This is a genomic window from Cupriavidus basilensis, from assembly GCF_029335485.1.
Taxonomy (GTDB): Bacteria; Pseudomonadota; Gammaproteobacteria; order Burkholderiales; family Burkholderiaceae; genus Cupriavidus; species Cupriavidus basilensis_E.
This window is the reverse complement of the sequence record NZ_JARJLM010000735.1, coordinates 1-4,937: the sequence shown is the minus strand read 5'-3', so window position 1 is coordinate 4,937 and position 4,937 is coordinate 1. Positions and strand designations below refer to the sequence as shown.

The window sequence follows — 4,937 nt, the reverse complement described above, 5'->3', positions numbered from 1 at the left end:
CGGGCGAAGGAAGCGTTCCGGCGAGCGTTTGGTTCTGGCGCATATTGCTATGATAGCGGCCTCCGGAAGCCGTTCCCATCGGGCATCGCCCGGGCTTGCCGCACGCCGCCCTTGCGGGCGCGGCAAGCCGGTCCGCCAGCGGCTTTCCCAAACCCCTCAAGCCAGGTCCACGCCATGAGCCAGCTCACCCATTTCGATTCCGCCGGACAGGCCCATATGGTCGACGTCGGCGCCAAGGCGCATAGCCACCGCGTGGCCATCGCCACCGGCACCATCGCCATGCTGCCCGCCACCTTCGCGCTGGTGCGCGATGGCACCGCCAAAAAAGGCGACGTACTCGGCATCGCCAGGATCGCCGCCATCATGGCCACCAAGCGCACCGCCGACCTGATCCCGCTGTGCCACCCGATCCCGCTCACCAAGGTGGCTGTGGACTACCTGCTGGACGAACCCGCCGCCACCATCCGCTGCACCGTGCGCACCGAAACCCACGGCCAGACCGGCGTCGAGATGGAAGCGCTGACCGGCGTGCAGGTCGCCCTGCTGACCATCTACGACATGTGCAAGGCAGTGGATCGCGGCATGGTGATGGGCGATGTGAAGCTGCTGGAGAAGCATGGCGGGAAGTCCGGGGACTGGGTGGCTGGCGCCTGAGCTGAAGCGGCATACCCCGGCGCGGCACCCGCGCCGGTCCACTGGAAATCCCCCAGCCCTCCCCGCCTGCGCCGCAAGTGCGGAATCCGGCGCGTCCCTGACACCGCATTTCTTACCGTCCATGACACGGCCTTACGCGGCCGTACCCTCCCCTGTAACAAGCGTAACGCCGCATTTCGCCAGCGGGCGGCGCGGCTCCGCCCGCAGCAAATTGGTATTCAATGCAGATGGAGGGGGCGCGCGACGCGCCGCCCGCGGGGTTTCGTCCCGCGTCGATCCGGGGTGAGCAAAATGAACGGGCTTAGGGTTGGCCAGCTTTTGCTGGTGTTGGCGATGCTGGGCGCGAGCGGGACGGCCCTGGCAGGAAGAGGCGGCTGGCACGGCGGCGGTGGCTTCCATGGCGGTTTCCATGGGCGCGTTGGCGTGGGGGTCGTGATCGGCCCCGGCTTCTATGGGTACGGCTACCCTTATCCCTATCCCTACGCCTACCCGTACTACTACCCCGGCTACTACCCGCCTGCCGTGGTAGGCGTGCCCGCCTCGCCCCCGCAATACATCGAACAGGGCGAGGACGACGCGGTGGACATGGGCGGCGGTGCGGCAGCGGCGCCCCAGCAGCAGGCCTACTGGTATCACTGCACCCGCCCGAACGGCTATTACCCGTATATCAAGTCCTGCCCCGCCGGCTGGCAGAAGGTGCCGGCCCAGCCACCGGGCTGAAGCGCGGATAGGGCCGATTTGCGATGCCGCATGGCGTGGACACACGGCTGCATGGACATGTAGTGCCGATGCGGGCGTGCGACGATTGGATTGATGACCGAGGTTCCGAGGTGCCGAGATGAACGCCCTTACCCTGCCCAAGCTACCAAGACTGCCGGTCCTGCTGGCCCTGCCTCTGGCGGCGCTGACGCTGGCCGGCTGCGCCGTCATGCCGAGCGGCCCCAGCGTGATGGTGCTGCCCGGTACCGGCAAGAGCTTCGACCAGTTCCGCGCCGACGACAATAGCTGCCGCCAGTTCGCCTTCAGTCAGGTAGGCGGCGTCACCGCCAACCAGGCTGCCACCAATAGCGCCGTCGGCAGTGCCGTAGTCGGCACCGCACTGGGCGCGGCAGCGGGCGCGGCCTTCAACGGCGGCTCCGGTGCCGCCGTCGGCGCCGGCGCCGGCTTGCTGGCCGGCTCCCTGGTGGGCGCCAGCAATGCGCAGTATTCCGGCTACGGCAGCCAGCGCCGCTACGATGCCGCCTATGTGCAATGCATGTACGCCAGCGGCAACCGGGTGCCGGTGTATGGCCGCATGGCATCGGCGCCGCGGCCGGCTGCGCCGACCTACTACTACCCGCCTCCGCCGCCTCCGGGCTACGCGCCGCAGTAGCCCTGAAGCGATGCCGTAGCAAGCAAGCGGGTCCCCGGTCCAGGCAACCAGACCGGGGATCGGCGCGCATTGCACCGCCACGCCTGTGACCCGGCCCCCGGGCCGCTGGCCTATTCCGCTTGCCCCTTGCTGCGCGCTGCCACCCAGTCGCAGAATTCCTGCGGCCGGGCGGCGGCGCCGGCCTCCGCGCAGGCGCGCGCCACGCTGGCGAACTGCGTTGCTTCGTCGCCGGCATAGTAGAAGCGCAGCCGCTCCAGCCACACGCGGCCCCTGGCGGGATCGCCGGTCAGGGCCATCAGCCATGCGGTGCGGGCGATCAGCGTGGGGGTCGGCAGCAGGTGCACGGCGGCGATATGCGGCGCCAGCAACTGCGCCGCGTTGGCCGGCGTGATCCTGGTCTCCTCCACCACGTCGGAGGCGGCGGCCTGGCGGAACCAGAAGCCGGGCATCGGCAATGCGGCGCGGCGCTCGGCGGCGCGGGTATATTCGCGCGCTTCGGCACGGCGGTAGTCCTGCCACATGGAGGCGAGGATGGCCGCCGCCACGCCGGCAAATACCACGCCGGCGAGCACCGCGAACCAGCGCGGCGCCCGCACGCGGCCAAAGCCCGCAGGTTCCAGCCAGCCCAGCATGAAGCAGAACGGCAGGATGAAGTACAGGTAATGCAGCGGGTACTCCAGCATCGAGTGCGCGCACAGCATGGCCAGCCAGGTCAGCACCAGCGCCGTCTGCGCCCGCTCCCGCGCGTCGCCGCGCCACAGGCGCCGGCGCACCACGCGCCAGAGCCAGGCGAGCAGCGCCAGCGCCACGCCGGCGGTACCGATCGCGCCGGTCTTGGCCAGCAGGTCCAGCACGGCATTGTGGGCATGCAGGGACATCTCCACCGTCACGCCGACCTGGGCCAACTGCTGGAACTGCGCCCAGCCGAACTCGCCCCAGCCCACCCCCAGCCAGGGATGCGAGCGGAACATCGCCCAGGCATGCGCCCACAGGGCCCCGCGCGCGGACACCTGGTCGGATGCCGCCAGCTGCGCGATGGTATCGAACAGCCGCCAGTCCAGCGCCTGTCCTAGCCCCCTGATGGCCGGCTGCAGGATCATCAGCAGCACCGCCATGGCCACCGCGGCGAACACCAGCCCGGCGGGCCGGCGCATGGGGTTGCGGCTCGGGCGCAGCAAGGCGCCGTCCGCTCCGCCCGCCTCGCCCTCGCTGCCGAACGCCGCGCCGTTGCGCGCCAGCCATGCCGCCACCAGCGCATAGGCCGACGCCAGCCCGACATGGAGCACGCCGGTGCGCGAGCCGGACAGCACGATGCCGCTCTCCAGCAGCAGCACCGCCGCCAGCCACGCCGGCACGCGCAGCCGTCCGCGCGCCGCCAGCCACACCGCCGCCGCCAGCGCCAGGCCTTCCACCGTGGCCTGGTGGTTGGGCTGGTTCAGGTTGCCCCAGAGGCGGCGGTTTTCGTCATAGAAGTAAGTGGACACCAGCCCCAGCGTGTCGGACTCCAGGCCGAAGACCTGGATCCATTGCGCCAGCGCGCCCAGCAGCCCGGCCACCAGCCAGGCGATGGCCAGCACGTCGGCCATGGCCTGGCGCTCCGGCGGTGACGCTGCCCGCCCCTGCCGCCAGGCCGCCCACATCACCGCCGCGGCCAGCGCCAGCACGAGTTCGGTGATCAGGCGGCTGCCGGACACATCCACCATGCCGCTGAGCGTCTGCGTGATGCCGGTGGCGATCAGCCAGAGGGGAAAGAGGACGATCCAGGGAAACTGGGCGGGGGCGGCATCGCTGGCCCCGCTCCGGTCCTGCCGGGGCGCCAGCGCGCCGAGCACGATGACGGCAAGGGCGAACAGCAGCGCCGAAGACCACTCGCCGTAGAAGGTGGCGAGCGGGAGCGTGTGCCGGGAGACCAGCAGCGGCACGATGAGTGCGACAGCCAGGATGCTGAGGGGGATGGCTGGCCGGGAGGGCAGCATGCGGGGGCGCCTTGTTAAGCCAGGTTGGCAAAAGGCGGATGATAGCTTGGGGAGGGGGCAAAGAAAAAGCGCCCTTGGGCGCTTTTTCTTTTGAAGCTGACTCGAAGGCCCCACTCCAAACGGTTTAGTTGCCGTGGCCTTTATTGTTAGCGACTTAACAACCTGCCGGCGCGTAAGTCGCCTTCCAAGAACCTGCCTTCGCGCCATTAGACGTGCAGGTCCAGTTGCCAGCGGCATCACGCGCCAGCGTGATGGTCGCGCCGGCGACAGCACTGTTCGCAGCGCCACCCAGCGTCCCAACGTAGCTAACAACACCGGCTGCAGGCGCCAGCGCAGCAGCAAACGGACTGGTGGGGATCAGCGTTGAAGCAACGTAACCAACATCTGTCGCGCTGATAGTGGTGGCACCTTGATTCAGTCGGTCTTCAATGGCAGTTTTGTACGCGGAGAGTTCCCCGACTGCCCGCGCCACCTGTGACTTCGCTACATAATCCTGATACTGCGGAATCGCAATCGCCGCCAAAATACCAATAATCGCAACCACGATCATCAGTTCGATCAGCGTGAAGCCCTTCTGGACTCGGCGGCCCAGTTTTTTCAGTTGTACCCGTTGTTGCATGATTGACCCCTCGAAGGAATTTTAGATACAGATCGAAACATCTTGTTTCAAGTGATGCCACACGTTCATAGCAGTTAGCGTGCCAGCACCGCAAACCGCCAATCCTCGTCGGCAGGTGACAATTTTCGCCACATTGGAGGCCTCACCGCTTTGACAATGGGCAAATTTTGTCACTTGCGATGACGCAGACGGTCAGCAATACCAAAGTATGGCTAAAGTCAGTTAGAAACCGCACTGAACTGACAGCGTAATTCCGCTTCGCAGCAGACTGCGGCGGAAGCGGCAAACAAGCCACTTCCCCCCCGGCAAAACAAAA

5 protein-coding genes are annotated in these 4,937 nt (G+C 67.5%); 3 read left to right on the top strand and 2 right to left on the bottom strand.

Annotated features, from left to right (window positions below):
- Positions 1 to 174: 174 nt before the first annotated feature.
- The 3 genes from moaC to P3W85_RS45280 all read left to right on the top strand — a co-directional run bounded on the left by moaC (position 175) and on the right by P3W85_RS45280 (position 2,026).
- Positions 175 to 654, top strand: a complete 480-nt coding sequence (gene moaC, locus P3W85_RS45290) for a cyclic pyranopterin monophosphate synthase MoaC (RefSeq protein WP_276269648.1) — start codon at positions 175 to 177, stop codon at positions 652 to 654.
- A gap of 291 nt (positions 655 to 945) precedes the next feature.
- Positions 946 to 1,374, top strand: coding sequence for a hypothetical protein (locus tag P3W85_RS45285; RefSeq protein ID WP_276269647.1), 429 nt, complete (start codon positions 946 to 948; stop codon positions 1,372 to 1,374).
- 118 nt (positions 1,375 to 1,492) lie between these two features.
- Positions 1,493 to 2,026 carry a YMGG-like glycine zipper-containing protein gene (locus tag P3W85_RS45280; RefSeq protein WP_276269646.1) on the top strand — a complete coding sequence of 178 codons (534 nt, stop codon included), beginning with the start codon at positions 1,493 to 1,495 and terminating at the stop codon, positions 2,024 to 2,026.
- Between the two features lie 110 nt (positions 2,027 to 2,136).
- Here the strand turns inward: P3W85_RS45280 and P3W85_RS45275 are convergent, their stop codons facing one another.
- The gene (locus tag P3W85_RS45275) at positions 2,137 to 4,002 is read right to left on the bottom strand and encodes a PglL family O-oligosaccharyltransferase (protein ID WP_276269645.1); all 1,866 of its coding nucleotides are present in this window, start codon (positions 4,000 to 4,002) and stop codon (positions 2,137 to 2,139) included.
- A gap of 154 nt (positions 4,003 to 4,156) precedes the next feature.
- Complete coding sequence (locus P3W85_RS45270; RefSeq protein WP_276269644.1) at positions 4,157 to 4,621, bottom strand: pilin; 465 nt, start codon at positions 4,619 to 4,621, stop codon at positions 4,157 to 4,159.
- Positions 4,622 to 4,937 lie beyond the last annotated feature (316 nt).